Raw genomic sequence first — 3,343 nt, forward strand, 5'->3', positions numbered from 1 at the left:
AAACCGCCGCAAGTACCCGAAATCTTCCAAGGCGGCTCGTCGCGCGCCGCGCGCGACATGGCATCGCGCGTCTCGGACTGGTACTTCACCAACGGCAACACGCCGGCCGAGATCGCCAAGCAGGTCGATGATATCAGGGTCAAGGCGAAGGCCAATAACCATTCCGTCAAAGTTGGCGTCAACGCCTTCGCGGTCGTTCGCGAGACCGAGGACGAGGCCAGGGCGGTGCTCGCCGAAATCATCGCCGAGGCCAATCCCGACGCGGTCAATGCTTTTGGCCATGAGGTCAAGAATGCCGGCAAGGCCTCGCCGGAAGGTGAGGGCAATTGGGCGAAATCGTCCTTCGACGATCTGGTCCAGTACAATGACGGTTTCCGCTCGAACCTGATCGGCACCCCCAGGCAGGTCGCTCAACGCGTCGTCGACCTGAAGCGCGCGGGTGCGGATCTCATCCTGCTCGGTTTCCTGCACTTCCAGGAAGAGGTCGAGTATTTCGGCAAGCATGTCATCCCGCTCGTTCGCGAACTGGAAGACGCCGAGGCGGCGGCGTCGCTGGCGGCGGAATAGTCACCCCATAGGCACGCCGGACACGCGCCGGCCTGCACACATGGAGCTTGCCCGGCGCGCTGATCCGTCGGGCGGCAATAGGTCTTTGCGCGCCTAATCGAGGACGATTGGAATGCCGTTGCCCAGTTATACGCTCGGAGTGATGGAGGCTTCCGCCTATGCACCGGAGGTCTTTGCGCGCGGCCTGCCGTCAGGTCCACGGCCGGAGCAGTCGTTCGAAGATGTCGCCAAGTCGGCAGGGGCCGTTGCCGGCCATGCCTCAGCGTTGCTTTCGCTTCAGGGCATCAGCCTGTCCTTTGGCGGCGTCGTGGCACTGGCCGATATCGACCTATCGGTCCGCCAAGGCGAGATCCGTGCCATCATCGGCCCGAACGGCGCCGGCAAGAGTTCGCTGATCAACGTCATCAGCGGCGTCTACCGGCCGGATCGCGGCCATGTCCAGCTCGACGGTACCTCCTATGCCCAGGTCCCGACGCAGCGGCTGGCCCATCTCGGCGTCGCCAGAACCTTCCAGAATCTCGCACTGTTCAAGGGCCTAAGCGTCCTCGACAATGTCGCCTCTGGCCTTGCCTACAAGGTTCGCTCCAACTTTGCCGGCCAGGTGCTCGGCATCGGCCGCTCGCGTGGCGAGCAGCGCGATTCACGCAGCCGTGCCGAACAGATCCTTGAATTCCTCCATCTCACCGCCATTCGCGACCGTCTTGTCGGCACCTTGCCTTACGGGCTGCAGAAGCGTGTCGAACTGGCCCGCGCGCTGGTGGCCGAGCCGCGCCTGCTTTTGCTGGCCGAGCCGATGGCCGGCATGACAGCGAGCGAAAAGAGCGAGATGGCGTCTTTCGTCCGTGCCGCGCGCGATCGTTTCGCCACCACCGTGGTGTTGATCGAGCACGATGTCGGCGTCGTCATGGGTCTGTCCGATCGCATCGCCGTTCTCGACTACGGCCGCAAGATCGCCGACGCCACGCCCGATGAAGTTAGGAACGACCAACGCGTCATCGATGCCTATCTCGGCGTCGCCTCGGACAATGAGGACGGGGCAGGCATATGATCGCCGATTTCGACTACCAATTCCTCATCGAAGTGCTCGTCGGCGGCCTGCTCTCAGGCGTCATGTATTCGCTTGTCGCGATCGGCTTCGTGCTCATCTACAAGACCTCGGGCGTGCTCAATTTCGCGCAAGGCGCGATGCTGCTGTTTGCGGCACTCACCTTCGTCAGCCTCGTCGAGCGCGGTATTCCGTTCGCGCTGGCGCTGGCGGTCACCTTCGCCATCATGGTGGCGATGGGTGTCGCCATCGAGCGCACGGTGCTGCGGCCACTGACCAACAAGCCGCCGATCACACTGTTCATGGCGACGCTCGGCCTGTCCTACATCATCGAGGGCGCCGCCCAGCTGATCTGGGGCACGCAGGTCCATGGCCTCGATCTCGGCATCGAGGACGTGCCGCTGGAAATCGGCGGCGTGCTGATCAGCGAGTTCGACATTTTTGCCGCGGTGGTTGCCGCCGGCATGGTCCTCCTGCTGTCGCTGTTCTTCCGCTACACCCGCATCGGCCTCTCCTTCCGCGCCGTTGCCGACGACCAGTTCGCGGCCCTCGCGGTCGGTCTCAGGCTGCCGCTGATCTGGGCCACCGTGTGGGCTGCCGCCGGCCTTGTCGCCCTGGTGGCGGGACTGCTCTGGGGCGCACGCCTCGGCGTGCAGTTCTCGCTGTCGCTGGTGGTGCTCAAGGCGCTGCCGGTGCTGGTGCTCGGCGGCTTCGATTCCATCCTCGGCGCCATCGTCGGCGGGCTGCTGATCGGCGCCAGTGAGAAGCTCGCCGAGGTCTATATCGGCGATTATTTCGGCGGCGGCATCGAGAGCTGGTTTGCCTATGTCGTCGCGCTCGTCTTCCTGCTGATCCGCCCTTCCGGCCTGTTCGGCCAGAAGCTCGTTGAGAGGATCTGAACAATGACCGCGATAACAAGCGATTTCGTCGCCGCGCCGGTGCTGCCGAAATGGGTCGTACCGGTCCTGCTGCTCGCCTTCGCCTATGGTGTCGTGCCGCTGATCGGCTCAAGCTATCTGTTCGAGGCCATCCTGCTGCCGTTCCTGGCGCTCAGCCTCGCCGGCGTGGGCTTGAACATTCTCACCGGCTATGCCGGCCAGGTCTCGCTGGGCAGTGCCGCCTTCATGGCGGCGGGCGCCTTCGCCGCCTATAATTTCAACCTGCGCGTCGAGGGCCTGCCGCTGATCGGCAGCATCTTCCTCGCCGGCATCGTCGCCGCCGCGATCGGCATCGTTTTCGGCCTGCCCAGCCTGCGTCTGAAGGGTTTTTATCTCGCGGTCTCGACGCTCGCCGCGCAGTTCTTCGTGCAATGGGGGCTGACCAAGTTCAGCTGGTTCTCCAACAACTCGGCGTCAGGCGTCATCGACGCGCCGAGACTGTCGATTTCAGGTTTAGCGCTCGACGGCGCCGTCGGCCGCTATTTGTTCGCGCTGACAATTGTCACTGTGCTGACCTTCCTTGCCTACAGGCTGGTCTCGTCGCAGACCGGTCGCAACTTCATCGCCATCCGCGACAATGAAACCGCCGCCCGCATCATCGGCATTCCGGTGCTGAGGACCAAGCTGCTGGCCTTCGCCATCTCGTCCTTCGTCATCGGCGTCGCAGGCGTCATCTGGGCCTTCGCCTATCTGAGGACCGTCGAGCCGGACGGCTTCGATCTCGATCGGTCGTTCCAGATCCTGTTCATCATCATCATCGGCGGGCTGGCTTCCATCCGCGGCGCGGTTTTCC

The 3,343-nt window shown here is 63.8% G+C and carries 4 protein-coding genes; all 4 read left to right on the top strand.

Annotation, left to right across the window (positions count from 1 at the left end; genetic code table 11):
- On the top strand, positions 1-567 hold a 567-nt coding region (locus EN991_RS28695; protein ID WP_127370008.1), incomplete at its 5' end, for an LLM class flavin-dependent oxidoreductase.
- Positions 568-679: 112 nt separating this feature from the next.
- Positions 680-1,615, top strand: coding sequence for an ABC transporter ATP-binding protein (locus EN991_RS28700; RefSeq protein WP_127370009.1), 936 nt, complete (start codon positions 680-682; stop codon positions 1,613-1,615).
- The gene (locus EN991_RS28705) at positions 1,612-2,511 is read left to right on the top strand and encodes a branched-chain amino acid ABC transporter permease (RefSeq protein ID WP_127370010.1); all 900 of its coding nucleotides are present in this window, start codon (positions 1,612-1,614) and stop codon (positions 2,509-2,511) included. Before EN991_RS28700 ends, EN991_RS28705 begins: the two co-directional genes overlap by 4 nt.
- 3 nt (positions 2,512-2,514) lie before the next feature.
- On the top strand, positions 2,515-3,343 hold an 829-nt coding region (locus EN991_RS28710), incomplete at its 3' end, for a branched-chain amino acid ABC transporter permease (RefSeq protein ID WP_164769433.1).

Source organism: Mesorhizobium sp. M7A.F.Ca.US.005.03.2.1 (assembly GCF_003997795.1).
In the GTDB taxonomy this organism is placed as follows: Bacteria; Pseudomonadota; Alphaproteobacteria; order Rhizobiales; family Rhizobiaceae; genus Mesorhizobium; species Mesorhizobium ciceri.

What these genes read in the sequence shown, in the direction of transcription:
- EN991_RS28700 (WP_127370009.1), top strand. Translation starts at nt 680, where the DNA reads ATGCCGTTGCCCAGTTATACGCTCGGAGTGATGGAGGCTTCCGCCTAT.
- EN991_RS28705 (WP_127370010.1), top strand. Translation starts at nt 1,612, where the DNA reads ATGATCGCCGATTTCGACTACCAATTCCTCATCGAAGTGCTCGTCGGC.